Raw genomic sequence first — 15,035 nt, forward strand, 5'->3', positions numbered from 1 at the left:
CTCGGCTCGCTGGGGACAGGCTCGCCCTACCGTGGGAAGCTTCCTTGATTCCAGAACCATGCACTCGTCCCTTGAACCGATCAGCGGTAGGGCGAGTTGTCCTCAACGAGCCGCTCGACGGGCGTGGAATACGTCCGACTCGGCTCGCTGGGGACAGGCTCGCCCTACCATGGGAAGCTTCCTTGATTCCAGAACCATGCACTCGTCCCTTGAACCGATCAGCGGTAGGGCGAGTTGTCCTCAACGAGCCGCTCGACGTGCGTGGAATACGTCTGGCTCGGCTCGCTGGGGACAGGCTCGCCCTACCGTGGGAAGCTTCCTTGATTCCAGAACCATGCACTCGTCCCTTGAACCGATCAGCGGTAGGGCGAGTTGTCCTCAACGAGCCGCTCGACGGGCGTGGAATACGTCCGACTCGGCTCGCTGGGGACAGGCTCGCCCTACCATGGGAAGCTTCCTTGATTCCAGAACCATGCACTCGTCCCTTGAACCGATCAGCGGTAGGGCGAGTTGTCCTCAACGAGCCGCTCGACGTGCGTGGAATACGTCTGGCTCGGCTCGCTGGGGACAGGCTCGCCCTACCGTGGGAAGCTGCCTTGGTTTCAGAACCATGCACTCGTCCCTTGAACCGATCAGCGGTAGGGCGAGTTGTCCTCAACGAGCCGCTCGACGTGCGTGGAACACGTCTGACTCGGCTCGCTGGGGACAGGCTCGCCCTACCGTGGGAAGCTTCCTTGGTTTCAGAACCATGCACTCGTCCCTTGAACCGATCAGCGGTAGGGCGAGTTGTCCTCAACGAGCCGCTCGACGGGCGTGGAAAACGTCCGACTCGGCTCGCTGGGGACAGGCTCGCCCTACCATGGGAAGCTGCCTTGGTTTCAGAACCATGCACTCGTCCCTTGAACCGATCAGCGGTAGGGCGAGTTGTCCTCAACGAGCCGCTCGACAGGCGTGGAATACGTCCGACTCGGCTCGCTGGGGACAGGCTCGCCCTACCGTGGGAAGCTTCCTTGATTCCAGAACCATGCACTCGTCCCTTGAACCGATCAGCGGTAGGGCGAGTTGTCCTCAACGAGCCGCTCGACGGGCGTGGAATACGTCCGACTCGGCTCGCTGGGGACTGAACCGATCAGCGGTAGGGCGAGTTGTCCTCAACGAGCCGCTCGACAGGCGTGGAATACGTCCGACTCGGCTCGCTGGGGACAGGCTCGCCCTACCGTGGGAAGCTTCCTTGATTCCAGAACCTTGCACACAGCCCATGAACCGAAGACCGTGCGGACCGCAGCCTCTAGGCTGCTTCCGCGCACTCTCCGCAGTCGGGCGTTACAGCGGCCCAAAGGCCACGGAGGACGGTTCATGGGAAAGAGCCATGGCACGACACCATGCACACGGCCCATGAATGGGCAAGGATGCGTTCCACCGCGTCCCTGAAATTGCACTTTCGATCCGCGAGTGAATTCAGGGACGGAGTGGAATCCGTCCCTATGGTTCATCCCGGCGTGCCTCATGCCTATGGGCCCGGGATCGCGATGGAGCTTGGCGCCGAGTAGATGGAAGCGCCCTGGCTGGGCCGATACCGGACGATCAACGTGATTTTGTCGTCGCGCGGTTTGTCGGTGCCCCAATTGAGCGTGAGCCGATAGCTCACGCCGATGGCTGTATCGAACGCAAACCGTTTCAGTTCATCCGCCGCGAAGCTCCAAACGTGGCGGAACGACTGATTGTCCCGACGCAGGTCTTTCACCAGCCCGTCATACATGAGCACGTCCAGCGTGCCGTCCTGGATGGGTTGCGCTTTGAGATGACGGCGATTCACGGCATAAACCTGGATCGCGAACCCATCGACCCCCGGCGCGGCGTCGAGATTAAGCGGAACCGGCATGGCCAGCACGTTCAGCTCGTCAATCTGTGTTGAAGACGAACGCTGGGGCGCCGGCGCGCCCGATCGCGGCGTCGAGCAACCCGATAGCGCCAGGCAGAGGAGCGGGAGCACGGCCAAGAATGCGAACCGCGAAAGCCACGAAAGGCACGAGGTCCAAGCGCCTGGAACCTGGGAGTGGACGTTCCAGTTCTTGGAAACGGGTCCTCTCCACAAGGCTCTCCACGAACCAACCCACCTCTTCACCCCTCCCAGGAGGGGAACTGAGCTCCGCGACGTTGGACGGAGCTCCCCTCGTAGGAGAGGAAGGGGTGGGTTCATGGGCCATGCGCATGGCGACGTGGCCATGGGAGCTTCCCATGAACCGTCTCCTCGGACCGCGGCCTTCAGGCCGCTTCGACGCCCGACTGCGGAGAGTGCGCGGAAACAGCCTAAAGGCTGCGGTCCGCGCAGTTTTCGGTTCAAGGGCCATGGGCATGGCCCTGAGGCCAAGAGAGCTTCCCCTGAACTTGACGGTAGGGCTGCGTTGCCGCGCAGCCGGTCTTCAGTCGATGCGGCGGTGCGGCAGCACCGCTCCAGCGGTGTCTCGTTTCTATCCCCATTGAGCCAATTTAACGAAGCGGGCAAGATGCCCGCATGACCGGCAGGCATGATGCCTGCCCTACAATTCGATTTAACCATGCAACAACGTGACTGGCCGCGGTTGGGGCACGCTCTCGTCAATTCCTGGGCGATCGTTTGCCGGGTTTCAGCGCGGGGGCATTGGTCGGTTTGTTCGGGTAGAGCGGGTCGAGGATTTGCCTCTGGAGCGGATCGCGATTGAATTCCTCGTTGATCGTCGAGCGGTCCAATTGCTCGCGCGTGACCGAAGCCGCGTCGCGTGTTTGTGCGATCACTTCGGCTTTGACCAGCACCTGCGGTGTCAAAATGATCAGCAGCTCCTTGCGGTCTTCGATCTTCTTGTGGCTCCGGAACAGCGCGCCGAGATACGGAATTCTGCTGAGGAACGGCGTCCGGCTGGCCCGCGTGTCGTCGGTGGTGCTGATCAAGCCGCCGATGAGAATAGACTGGCCGCTTTGCACGCTCACGGTCGTGGTAGCGCTGCGCTCATTGATGATGGGCGCTTTGGCGCCGCGTCCCAGCTCGACGTCCGAGCTGGTCAACTGACTGATGCGCGGACCGACGTCCATCTTCACGAATCCATCCGGGCTGATGCGTGGAGTGACCCTCAATTCGACGCCGACATTTTTGTACGCCACGGTATTGATGCTGTCGCCGAATTGCGTGACACGCGCGTCGGTGATCAACGGCACTTGCTGGCCGATGTTCACGACGGCTTCCTGGTTGTCCGCGGTCAGGATTTGCGGCCGGCTCAGCACCTGAAGCCGCCCTTCGCTTTCCAAGGCGCGCAACAAAAAGCTGAAGTTGCTTCCGGTCACGCCGGAGGAAAAACCTCCGAAGTTCTTGAGCGCCTCGGCGGCACCCAGATCCTGACCCGTGCTGAACTGCGGCGTGCCCCTGGACTGATACGACCAATCGACACCCAATTCGCTGGTGGCATCGAGCGTGACTTCCGCGAGCAACACCTGGATCAACACCTGGAGTTGCGGCTGATCGAGTTGTTCGATCAACGATTTGACCTGCACAAAATAGCGCGGGCTGGCGGAAATGAGCAGGGCGTTGCTGTTGGTTTCGGCCACGATGGACACCTGTTTTTCCAGAAGCTCCTGCGCCATGGCCTGGCTTCCCACCGCGGCGCTGATCAGTTGTTGATCCTGCCGCAGAAAATTTCGCAACGCGCCTTCGACGTCGGGCGCCCGCGAGTTTTTCAGCCGGTACACTTCCGCTTGCCGCTCCTGCGCCGGACTGGAGTCAAGTGCTTGGATGATTTCGGAAGCCAGCGCGACATAGTGTTCGGCCCCGCCGACGATCAAGCTGTTCGTGCGCAAGTCCACGGTCAACGTCAGCGTGCTGTCTTCGTGCGTGCCGAATGTGGCGGAGGCGGTTTCTTCCAGTTGCGGCTCCTCGGGCGCGTTCGGATTGGGCGCCGGTCTGACGAGCGAATATTCAACCGTCTGGTCGTTCGCAGCCTGGGTCGGCGAGCGCTGCAGCCGGAAGAGCGTCGTCAGGATTGTGGACATCTGACGCGCGTCCGCGTTCTTGAGATTGAAGACACGGATCTTCGCGGCCTGCGCCAGGCTTGCATCCAGCCGGGCGATCAACTGCTCCAGCAGCGTCATGTAATCCAGCGGCGCGGACACAATCAGCGAATTGGTGCGCGGGTCCGGCGTGATCAACACCCCTTCCTTCAAAGCTGACGCCACGAGGTCTTTGCCCTCGGCGGTCCGGGTAATGAACTGAAGCAGCGATTGGCGGCTGGGGCTTTGCTCCGTCAGCGACGCCGGTTTCGTATTTAGAATCGACGTGAGAATCGACGCCAATTGCGTGGCCCGCGCCTGGACCAGCGGGAAGATGCGAATCTCCGAGACGTTCGCCACCTGGTCCGTATCGAGCTTCTTCACCAGTTCCGCGATGCGCTTCAAATCGCTCTGGCCTGCGGAAACCACCAGCGCGTTCAGGCGTTCGTCCACGTTGACGGTGACGGGCGAGGCCGTGCCGGGGCCGCCGCTGCGGTAAAGGGTCTGCACGGTCTGGGAGACTCGGCGCGCGTCCGCTTTGACCAGTGGAATCACCTGGACTTCGAGGCCCACATCGGCGGCGCCACTGTCGAGTTGCGCTACCAGCGCTTCCACCATCTGTAAATCTTCCGGCGCCGCTCCGACGATCAGCGCGTTGGCCCAGCTATCGGCCACGACGGTGATCGGATCGGGCGGCTGGCCTTGGACAGCCGAAGGGCGCCGGGCGAAAAGCTGGGTCAAGGTCGCCTGCAGTTTGCCCGCCGTCGCCTGCTTCAGCGGGATGACGCGGAAGCTGGTCTTCGCCACGATCTCCTTGGAATCCAACTGCGCGATCATGCGATCGACCATCTCGAAGATTTCTTTGCCGCCTGTGATCAACAGCGTATTCGTTCGGTCATCCGCCGTGACGGTCACGGGCACGCTGCGTTCCGCCGCGCCGGCGACGGATTCCCCCGCGCGCTTGGAGCGGAAGAATTGTTCGAGCACGCTGGCTAGTTGGGACGCCTTGGCGTGTTTCAACGCGTAAAGCTGAATGTTCCCCGTGTCCGCGCCGGTGTGCGAATCAATCTGTTTGATCAGTTCTTTCACGACGATCAGGTTCTCCGGACTGGCCGAGACGATGAGCGTGTTGGAGCGCTGATCAACCGTAACGGCGAGGGCGTCGCGCCCGGAACGGCCTCTCCCGCCGGCGCTGAGGCCGGGGCGGTAAATGCCCTGATCCATCAAAGCGCGGAGCATGGTCGCGGCGCGCTGCGCGTCCGCTTGCTTCAGCGGGAAAATCTGGATGAGGCCTTCGGCAGCGGTTGGCTCCACATCAATCTTGGCCAGAAGCCCTCTGATCAGCTCCAGGTTCTCCGGATTGGCGGAAATCACCAGGGAGTTGGACAACGAATCCGGCTCGACGTGAACCTGGTCTTGCGGTGTGGGCGGCTGGCCCGCGATCGCCAGGCTCTGACGCCGCGCCGTGAAGACGCTTTGAATCATGGAAGCCGCGCGCGCAGAATCGTTGTGCCGCAATCCGATTACCGTCAGCGCCACGGCGGGGTTGTCGGGCGGGCGGTCGAGTTTGGCCAGAAGTTCATCCAGCGCGCGATTGTCTTCCGGGTTCGCCGCGATCAAGAGGCTGTTGCTGCGCGGGTCGGGGAGAATGATCGGACGGTTGCGCTGAGCGTCCGGCGTGCGGGCGCCTTGGTAACGCTGGTTGAAAAGCGTGGTGAGCGTAATGCTGAGCGTTTGAGCCGCAGCGTGGCGGAGCGCCACGAGCCGGATTTCGCCTCCGGGCAATTCGCGATCCAACCGGTCCAGCAAACTGGCAATGATCGCGAAGGCGTTTTCGTTGCCCGATACGATGAGCGTGTTCGTCCGGTCGTCGATGGTCACGTTCGGGCGGTCCTCGTTGCGGATCTGGTTGGCGTTGGGGCCGCGGTAAAGATCGTTGATCAACTTCTGAATCACCGCCGCGTCCGCGTGCTGCAACGGATAAAGTCGGATCGTGGAAAAGCCGGATGCGGCGGGAATATCCAGCGTCCGGATCACGTCCTCAATCAGCGGCGTGATGTCGCTGCGGGCCGCGACGATCAGGACGTTGGTGGTGTCGTCGGCTTGCATCAGGACGGCCTGACGGCGCGAAGGCCGCTCGGTCGTCCGCGTGCCGTTTCGCCCCAGCACGGTTTGCAGCCGGCTCACCTGGATGCGCAACGCCTCGGTGCCCGCTGTGGGCGCGCTTTCGGCGAACACTGATTGGAGCAACGGCACGAGCCGCGTCGCGGAAGCGTACTTTAACCGGAACACTTTCACTTCCGTGAGCAAGCCTTCCGGCGATGTGGTGTCCATCATCTCCACCACGGCGGAGAGCGCTTTGAGGTTGTCGGGAGTGGAGGCCAGGATCAGCCGATTGCTCCCGCCGGGCGCAGCTTGCAGCGGATCGGCCATGACTTTGATCGGCTTGGTCAAATCCAGGATGACCGAAACGCCTTGATCGTTCTGCACGCGCAGCCGCCGGACTTGTTCTTGAAGTTCGCGCGCGGCGGGAGTCACCTCGCCCGTGGCTCCCGGTTTGAGCATTTCGTGCAGCGTGGCCGCCAGTTGGGGCGCGCGGGCGTTTTTCAAAGGAATAATCTGAACCTCCGCCTCCGCGAAATCCGTCGGCATATCCAGATCGCGAATCATCTTTTCCACCTGATCCAGCAACACCGCGCGAGCCACGACGAACAACGCGCCGCCGCGCGGATCTTTGATGACCGCAAGCGGGTCGGCGGGACGCGCCAGATTCAATTGGGTGATCATCTGAATCACCAGCGGCAGCAATTTGTCCGGGTGCGCGTTCTGCAATGGGATCAGCCGAAACTCGATCTGAGAGCTGACGCCCGGAACATCCAGTTGTTTGATGAGCGTTTCGAGCAAAGAGAAATCCGACGGGCGGGCGCGAACAATCAAACTGCGCGTGCGCGGCTCGGCGACGACCGCGATCCGCGAGGGGACGAGGAGGACTTGACCGGGCTGGCCCGGGGCGGGCACCGGTTGAGGTTGCGCCTGGGGCGGCGGCGCGCCTTGCAAGGGGCGCCGGCCTTGCCCTCGGGCTTGCGCTCCCGCCTGGCCGGCCATGAACGGTTCCGGGCGGAACAATTCGCTGAGGGTTCGCGCCGCGGCCACAGGATCGGCTTCCTTCAACGGGAACTGGCGGAACTCGGCATCGTTGCTCACGAAGGACGAGGTCAACTCGAAGATGATCGAATGAATCTGTTTCAACTCACGCCCCGGCCCGGAGAAGATGAGGACGTTGGCCGTTTTGTCCACGGCCATAACGACGGGAGGCGATTCCGCGTCCTCCGACCTCGGCGCGCCGCCGGCTGCGTCGGTGGAAGTCGTCTTGGCCGGAGGCGCATTTGTTGAGTCTGGCGGAGCCGGTTTGTCTTGCGGTGTCTCACCGGGCCGGGTGGGAAGTTTGTCCACGACCTTGATCTGGCGTTGGTACATCTGGGGATAGAGATTCAGGAGCATTCGCGCCATTTGTTCGGCGGGAACTTTGTCGAGCGTTTCCATCCGGACCTGAATGCTGGTGTCGAGCGCGGCGGCGTCCAGGCGTTTGATCATGTTCTCGATTTCCGCCATGTCCTCCCGTTTGGCCATGATTGTGACCGAATTCAAACTCGAGTCCGCCTCGACGAAGACTTGATCCGCCCGGGGCCGGCCGGAGTACAGCGACTCGATCTTCATGGCCACGTCGAACGCGTCCGCATTCACGAGCGAAACGAAACTCACGTCGCGATCGGGGTGGTCTGGCTTTTGATCGAGCGTGGGAAGGATTTGCTGGATGAGCTTAAAGTCCGCGGCCGTGGCCGAGATGATGAGGCTGTTGGTGCGTTCGTCTTCGGTCACGGTAATGTCGTGCCGCGGGCCGCCAATGCCGCCGCTGCCGCTGCCGCCACCCCCGCCCCTGCCGCCTCGGCCGAAAAAGGAGAGGCGGCGGGGCAGGCCTTGAAGAATCTGATTCAGCGTCCGAGAGACTTCCCTGGCTTTCCCGTTCTCAAGTTTATAGATGTGAACCTCGATCTCGCTGCCGGAGCTTTCTTCGTCGAGCCCTTGAATGATCTGCATCACATTTTTCACGTCGGGCGGAGCGCCTTCGACAATCAGGCTGTTGGAGCCGACGACGGGCGTGACGTTGACGCGTTTGGGACCGGCTTGAGGCCCGCGCGCCGACACGGCTTTGTTGACCGCATCCGCCACCATCTCCGCCTGGGATTTCTTCAGATGAACGGTCTGGATGATCGACGAAGAAATCGTCTCGGCGCGGTCCAGCGAATTGATCAGTTGCTCAGCAAGGCTCAGGCGTTGCGGCGAGCCCTGGATCACGACGGCGTTCAGCGCGGGAGCGGCGGCGATGCGCAGCCGGCTGATTTCTCCGGACGGTCCGCGCTGGATCAGGGTTCCCCTCGAACCGCGATTCAACGCCGGGGCCGTGTCTTCGCGCAGCATCGTCTCCAGCAACTGCACCATCTGCGCGGCGTCGCTGTGGTGAAGCACGAAGGTGCGGATCTCGCCGGTGACCTCGGCGCGCGTGCGCAGTTCCTTGATCAATTGATCGATCTGCTGCAACTGCTCCTTCGTGGCGGCCACCATGAGGACATTGGCGGTCGAATCCGCCTCGAACCGAGGCTGAGGCCGCGTCTCGGATTCGCGGCGCCTTGGATCCTGCCTCTCGGCAAATAAGCGCGCGAGGGTCGGCGCCAACTCCGTGGCGTTGGCTTCGACCAAATGATACGTGCGAAGCTCCAATGTGCCTCGCGCCGGTTCGAGGTCCAGCGCGCGGATCATTTCCTCGATCCGGCCGAGCACGGATTCGGGCGCTTCCAGAACGAGCGTTTGATCGTCGTTGGACGCGGTTACTACGACGCGGCGGGCGGGATCATCGGATTGCCGGCTGAACAACTGCGAGATCATTGCGCTTACCGACGCCGCGGAGGTGTGTTTGAGAACGAACGCCTTGACCTGGCGAATGGGACGGTCCGCGTCGGTGTCGAGCTGCTTGACCAGGTCCTCGAGGATTTTCAGTTGCGGCTCCGTGGCGGTGATGATCAAGCGGCTGTTGAAGTCATCGCCCAGGATCACCGCGTCGGCCGTGCCGGCGCCGGGCTGGTTCCTGACCTGGTCCTGGTAAAGTTGCCGGATGCGCAAGGCGAACTCACTCGCCCGGCTCGATTTCAGGGCGATGGTTTTCAGGACGCGCGGGGCGGGCTGATTGGAGTCGAGCTGCGCCGCGATTTCGGTGGCTTGTTGAATCTCGCCGGGCGAACCCATCAGAATGAGGTCTTTGGTTTTGGGATCGACCATGACCTTGAACGCCGGAACGGTGCGCGGACGAGCGGAAGGTCTCGCCAGCGCTTCGCTGAGAATGCGAGCCAACGTGTCCGGATCGGCCCATTGACAGCGGAAGATTTTGGTGACCTGGACATACTGGACGGCGGTGCGGAGTTCCTTGATTAACTTGTCGATATTCTCCATTTGCTCCTTCGTGGCCGCCACCAGGAGGACGTTGCCGGTCACATCGACTTCAAACCGGGGCTGCGGCGGTGTATCGGTGGCGCGGCGGCGCGGGTCCTGGCGTTCGGCGAACAAACGGGCCAGGGTCGGCGCCAGATCCGCCGCGTTGGCTTCGACGAGGTGATACGTGCGGACTTCAATCGCGCCGCGCGCCGGTTCGAGATCGAGCGTGCGCGCGAGTTCTTCGATCCGCGTCAAGTTGGCTTCTCGGGCTTCCACGACGAGTGTCGAATCATCGGCGGAAGCCGTCACAATCACCCGGCGCGAGGGATCATCGGCCTGGCGGCTGAACAATTGGGAAATGATATTCGCGACAGAATTGGCGGACATATGTTTCAAGACGATCGCTTTGAGCTCGCGGGCCGGCCGTTCCGCTTCGGAATCCAGTCGCGCAGCCAGTTCCTCGATCAGCGTCAACTGAGCTTCTGTTCCCGTAATGATCAGCCGGCTGTTGAAGTCGTCGCCTAGGATCGTCGCATCGGGCGCGCCGGTGTTGGGCTGGTTTTTCGCCTGGTCGAGGTAAGCCTGACGCAGAATCTGGGCGAAGAGCGAAGGCCGGCTGGTCTTCAACGGAACCGTTTTCAGAATCCGCTGCGCGGGTTGATTCGAATCGAGTTGCGTCGCGATTTCGATCGCTTGCTGCACGTCGCCCGGAATGCCCATCAAAATCAGGTCGCGCGTCTTGGGATCGACGGTGACGCGGAAAGGCGGAACGTTGCGCGGACGAAACGGCGGGCGGCTCAAGCCGTCGCTGAGCAGCCGGGCCAGCACGTCGGGATCGGCCCATTTGCAGCGGAAGATTTTTGTGACCTGGACATTCTCGGACTGGATCGCGCTGGTTTTGGGGTCGGCGGTGGCGTCGATCTTGGTCACCAGCTTGTCAATAGCGTCCAACTGCCCGGCCATGGGCGCGGAGACGATCAGTCGATTCGTGGGCAGATCAACGATCAGACGGGCTTTGGTGGCCGCGGACGCGGAAGGTTCGCGTTCCTCCGCCACACCCGGGATGGCCTCGCGAACCATGCGCGCCAATTCCTGGGCCGAGATGGTGCGCGGGAAGAAAATTCGGACCTCGCCGACGCGCGAGCCGCTTTGATCCTCGAAGCGTTTGATCAATGTTTCCGCCAGCGTGATTCGCTCGCCGGGGCCGTACATAACCAGCGTTCGCGAGGCTTCATCGAACACGGCCGTCACATAATCGCTTGGGTCGTCCGGGAGCGCCTCGTAGCGCTTGGACGCTTGATTGAATTCGACGCGCTTGGGCGCCGTGGCGCTGCCGAAGGTTTTGTTGATCAGATCGGCGACCACGGCGCCGGAGGAGTGGACCAACGAGTAGGCGCGCATCTGGCGCTGGGCGGGGGAAGCAGTGTCGATTTCGTTCAGGAGTTCGCGGATGCGTTTGATGTTGCCGAGACGGTCCGTGATGATCAGGCCGCGTCCGCGCGACAACGGCGCGACCGAACCGGCGTTGGAGAGCATCGACGAAACGGCCTGGGCGACATCGGGCGCTTCCAGGTTTTGCAGCGAGAACACGACGGTGACGACTTCGCCGGGCCTGGCGTCACCCGTCTTGTCCAGCCCGCGCAAGATGCGGAGCGGCATCTGGGGAAGCTCCTTCAAGGTGACCAGGCGCAGATGACGCTCGGTTTCGACCAGCATGACGCCTTTCATGGAAAGGATCAGGTTGAGAGTTTCCATGGCTTCGGCGTACGAGTAGGGCTGCGGATCATTGAAGGTGATCGTTCCTTCCACCGTGGTGTCGCTGATGAGCGGTTTGTTCGCCATCTGAGCGAAGCGCGTCAGCACATCGATGTAGGGAATGCCGTCGAACTGAAACCGAGTCGTGCGGTCCGCCGGCTTCACTTCGGCGGAACTCGTGGAAGCTGCGGGCTTTGAGGCGTCCGCGGCGGGGTTGGCGGCGGCGCCGGTTGGAGCGGGTTGCGCGGCGGCGACCGCACCCGCGGGCGGCGCGGCTGGAGGATTCGGCTGTTGGGCAACGGTCGGAATGACCGTTGGAGTGGCCTCTGGTTTGTCTTGCGCGATCAGAGGGTCACACAAGAAGATCAGGAGCAACGCAGCGAGGTATAGATTCACAGTTTTCATAAAGTCGATTCCGGTTAGCGATGGGGAGCACACGCGCCCTCGCGTGTTTCGACCGGCGCCGCGCCGGTTGAAAGGGACGCGTCGAGCCGTTACCTGGAGGAAAGCTGTCCGACCGCACGAATGTGGTCGGCGAGGGCGCCGACCACCGCACGCGAGGGCGCGTGCGCTCCTCATCTCAATCGAACAGCTACCGGTAGCTCTCATTCCTTGGGGTTCGCCTGAGCAGCCACCTTCGCCAGATCCGACGGCAACGCGTCTGCGTTGAGTTGATATTTATCGGCCAGAGTCTGGCCGTGTTCGACGGCCCAGAAATCCGGTCCGATCTTGAGAATCACGCGCGCGAAGGAAAGCAGCCCCGGCTTTCCTGGCATGGGCCGCGCCCGATAGTCCACGGCGGCAATGTGGCCGTCCGCCCACGCGTCCCCCGGCTTCAAGATGTCGAGCCTGTGCGAAGCGAGGTTCATGACGTGGACCTCGGGCGTGCTTCGCCATTCGGAGAGCGACACCACTTTGAGCATTTCCGGCCGGGCCGCCCCGGGCAGATCGCCACCCGCTGAAGCCGCGGCGTTTTCAGGCGCGCTTCTTCGAATGTAGGGCCGAAAGAGATCGCGCTGGACGATGGTGTCGTAAAGCCGGCGCTCCGAACTGGCGAGCGTGAGTTTCGGCTTGAGATCCAGGGGAACCACGTCCGGCGCGGCATCGACCACCAGCGTGAGAAACCGCAGCCGGATTTTCGCCCGGCCCGGTTTGTCGCCCGCGGACACGACGATGTTTTCCAGCCGATGGATTTGCGGACATTGCTCCAATTCAAAGAGCAAGTCCACGATGTGGGGCAGGGGACCTTCGCCTTGCACGTTCCAGCCGACTTCTTGGGCGCCGCGCAGTTTCCGCGGTCCAACCGGCGTGCGCGCAAATTCGGACTCCGAGAGGCCCAGGCGAAGGATCAAATCCGTCAGCATTTTTCCGGCGTGAGCCGTGGCGACGTCCGCATTGGTTCCAAATGAAGCCTGGGCCAGGCGTTTCATCTGGTCTTCCGCAGAAAAGAACGCGCGCCGTTCGTCCTTGATTTGGCGGAGCTTTTCCCGCAGCAGCGCGGTCTGGCGATCGATGTTCTGGAGCGGTTTGACGAACACGTATCGGATGCCGAGCGCTGAGGCAAACACAAGAATCAGGCCGCCCACGGCCAGAGCCAGGATTTTCTCGCGTTGGTTCATGATCTATTGCGTTCCTTGCCTGCGACCAGCTCCCCTGACCCCGGAGGGGGAGAGGGTGTCCGCAGGACGGGAGAGGGGGAGGTGCGGCTTTGCCTCAGGGGACGCCTCGGCTGGCTTTGCGGGAGGCGCAATGTCCGGCGCCGGCGGTTCAACTGAATCCTCATCCGCGGGTCGCGACGCCGTTCCTGCTGGTTTCAAATCATATTTCATCTTGCTCGTCAGGGTCAGCTCGACGCTGGAGCGGAACGGATAACCGAACTTGTCCGTGGCCGGTGTCACGGCGAGCGGCTTGACCTCATAGCCCGCTTCACGCAGGCGTTTGTCCATCTGCGCGAGAATCTCGCCGTTGCGCGCCTGAACCGAGAGATGAATCATGCCGCGCGCACCGGTCGAAAGCGAAGTCAGATAAACGTCCTGGCTCGGAGGCAAGAGCGCGCTCAACAGGGCGTAGTGGTCGAGCCAATGGCGTTTCTCCGCCGTCCAGTCCCGGACGACCTTGGCCTTCGCGCGCATGTCGCGAAAGAGCGGGCGGTTCTTTTCCGCTTGTGTGACCTGAGCTTGAACCTGCTCCTTGATTTGGAGGCGACGGCCCATTTGATACGACCGCAAGCCAGCCAGGCCGAACAGCAGCAGCGCCCCCACGCCGACCGCGGCGAGCACCTTGATACGCCCCCAATTCCGCGGCACGAGCGGCCGCTTGGGATGCAGGAAATCGAAGGGCAACCCTTCCGCATCTTGCGCGCCCAGGGCCAGGCCGAGCGCCGCCAGCGCTCCTGCGCCACTTTCTTTGTCCACGCCTTCGACATTGAACGCTGAGGACGGCACAAAGCGTTCGCAAGGCATCGGGAAGCGCTGTTGCAGCGCCGACACGAGGGCGGGCTCGGCGCTCGTCCCGCCCACGACGAGGAACTTCGCGACCGGGCAATGGCGGACGGTGCTCTCGTAGCTGTGCAAGCTGCGCACGATCTCGGTTAAAATGGATGGAATGAAGTCTTTCGACGGCCGAGTAAGGTCAGGGACGGAGTGGAATCCACTCGTGTCCCTACCGGGTTCATGGGACGGAAGCGTGACTGAAGCCACGCGGCTGAAGACCACGGATTGATCGACGACAAATTCAATCGTGACTTCGTCGGATCGGAAGGAAATCAGCCCCACGGCGTGAGGTTGATCCGCGGCCGAACGAACTCCGATGCACCGGGCATTGGCGCAAGGGCGCAAACCAAGAGCGGTCAGCTTCAACCCTGCGGCTTCGGCGATGCGGAGATGGCGTTCGACGATTTCCTTCTTCACGCCTGCGACGAGCACTTCCACTTGATCCGGTGCAGCGGCAGTCTGGGCCGTGAGCGGAGGGGGCTGCGCGGACGCGGGGGAGAGGTCCACGGGGCTTGCGGCGTTTGCCGGGGCACTGGCCGGCGAATTCTCGGGAGGGGCAGGGAGGTCACTCGCGATGGTTTCGATCTGGCGGCAGGCTACCGCCGGAACCGGCAGGCTGGAAGCCTGCCCAACGTTTGGCGCCGTCGGCGTGAGGAAGCGCAGGATGGTAAAATCAACTACCGCCTCTTCGAGTCGGAACGGGAGGTCCTTGCTGATTTGGAATTGGATTATCGAAGCCAATTCTGCAATCGAGCCGGCGGCCGGCAGGGTGAGCGTGCGAAGAAAGACCAGTCCGCGCGGCAATGCCATGACGATAGACGCCGGCTTGATGTTCAGGTCTCGCAGCGCGGCGGAAATCGCTTTGCCCAACTCTTGCGGCTCCGCGCCCGTCGCGCTGAGGGCGGGGTCGAATTTTGTGGAAGCAAATTGGAGAATCGCGGGCTTTCCGCCGCGACGCCAGGACTGGGCCACGCGTATTGTGCCGCCATCGAGATCAATGACTGTGACGGGACCCTGGCCGGCCCACTTGAACCTGATGCGCTTGCGCCGGGCCGCGCCAAATCGCGTGGTGTTTTTTGGGATCCGATCAGATGGCATAGTTCACTTTTCAGGGGGAGCACACGCGCCCTTGCGTGTCCCGACCGGCGCCCTCGCCGGTCGGAAGGAGACGTTCAACAACCACTGAATCAGGGAACATCAGCACGCGCTTCTGTGTTCCGCGAGCGCGCGGGTATCTGTTTAGTGGAGCGCAGATTTGTAATCTGCCGTATCGCGGAATTGCAT

General features: G+C 62.4%; 7 protein-coding genes. 1 reads left to right on the forward strand and 6 read right to left on the reverse strand.

Annotated features, from left to right (window positions below):
- The 3 genes from FJ398_07165 to FJ398_07175 form a co-directional block, all read right to left on the reverse strand.
- Nucleotides 1–1,030: hypothetical protein (locus FJ398_07165; protein ID MBM3837732.1), on the reverse strand; the 1,030-nt coding region annotated here is incomplete at its 3' end.
- A gap of 38 nt (nt 1,031–1,068) precedes the next feature.
- Complete coding sequence (locus tag FJ398_07170; GenBank protein ID MBM3837733.1) at nt 1,069–1,260, reverse strand: hypothetical protein; 192 nt, start codon at nt 1,258–1,260, stop codon at nt 1,069–1,071.
- Between the two features lie 250 nt (nt 1,261–1,510).
- Nucleotides 1,511–1,882: a hypothetical protein gene (locus tag FJ398_07175; GenBank protein MBM3837734.1), complete on the reverse strand. Its 372-nt coding sequence runs from the start codon at nt 1,880–1,882 to the stop codon at nt 1,511–1,513.
- 316 nt (nt 1,883–2,198) lie between these two features.
- Here FJ398_07175 and FJ398_07180 point away from each other — a divergent pair, with 316 nt between their 5' ends.
- On the forward strand, nt 2,199–2,519 hold the full coding sequence (locus FJ398_07180; GenBank protein MBM3837735.1) for a hypothetical protein: 321 nt from the start codon (nt 2,199–2,201) through the stop codon (nt 2,517–2,519).
- A 79-nt stretch (nt 2,520–2,598) separates the two neighbouring features.
- On the opposite strand, the gene FJ398_07185 is transcribed toward FJ398_07180, so the two are convergent.
- From FJ398_07185 to FJ398_07195, 3 genes are read right to left on the reverse strand one after another with little or no spacing between them, the layout of a single operon-like run.
- Nucleotides 2,599–11,868 (reverse strand): hypothetical protein, encoded by a 9,270-nt coding sequence (locus FJ398_07185; GenBank protein MBM3837736.1) that lies wholly within the window; start codon nt 11,866–11,868, stop codon nt 2,599–2,601.
- Complete coding sequence (locus FJ398_07190) at nt 11,865–12,878, reverse strand: hypothetical protein (protein ID MBM3837737.1); 1,014 nt, start codon at nt 12,876–12,878, stop codon at nt 11,865–11,867. Before FJ398_07190 ends, FJ398_07185 begins: the two co-directional genes overlap by 4 nt.
- 3 nt (nt 12,879–12,881) lie before the next feature.
- Nucleotides 12,882–14,849 (reverse strand): hypothetical protein, encoded by a 1,968-nt coding sequence (locus tag FJ398_07195; protein ID MBM3837738.1) that lies wholly within the window; start codon nt 14,847–14,849, stop codon nt 12,882–12,884.
- Nucleotides 14,850–15,035: the final 186 nt, after the last annotated feature.

The organism is Verrucomicrobiota bacterium, assembly GCA_016871535.1.
In the GTDB taxonomy this organism is placed as follows: Bacteria; Verrucomicrobiota; Verrucomicrobiia; order Limisphaerales; family SIBE01; genus VHCZ01.